The sequence below is a fragment of the Pseudomonas sp. BP01 genome (assembly GCF_022760795.1).
In the GTDB taxonomy this organism is placed as follows: Bacteria; Pseudomonadota; Gammaproteobacteria; order Pseudomonadales; family Pseudomonadaceae; genus Aquipseudomonas; species Aquipseudomonas putida_Q.
Genome location: NZ_JAFBKA010000105.1, coordinates 1 through 380, shown reverse-complemented (window position 1 = coordinate 380; position 380 = coordinate 1). Strand labels below are relative to the sequence as shown.

The following is a 380-nucleotide window of genomic DNA, read 5'->3' as shown; positions in this document are numbered from 1 at the left end:
TTCGCTGACTTCGTAGGCATGCCAGACCTGCTGATCGAGCAGCACATACAGGTAACCCATGCGCAAAGTGCGCAGGCCCATCTTCGCCGAGATATGCAGGCTACCCGCCACAGTCGTGATGCACTCCTGTCGGGTATCCGGCACCAGGGCGCGACGTAGCGGCAGGATCGGCAGGCCCTGGCGTTCGCAAGACATGCACTGGTCAGAAGGGAGCCCGGCTTCGGCTGCCGCAATGGCGATACGTTGGCTGATTGTCAAAAACGACCTCGCGCTGAAAGGGACTGTGATGGTCCCTGAACACTAACGAGGAATCGCTTGCCGGAGGTTCCTAGGGCGTCCTAAAACCTTGTAGGAAACGTCTCTAAATGAGCCCTTGGACA

Annotated in this window: 1 protein-coding gene; it reads right to left on the bottom strand. The window is 58.4% G+C overall.

Annotation, left to right across the window (positions count from 1 at the left end):
• On the bottom strand, positions 1 to 258 hold a 258-nt coding region (locus JOY50_RS28670), incomplete at its 3' end, for a toxin VasX (protein WP_243056190.1).
• Positions 259 to 380: the final 122 nt, after the last annotated feature.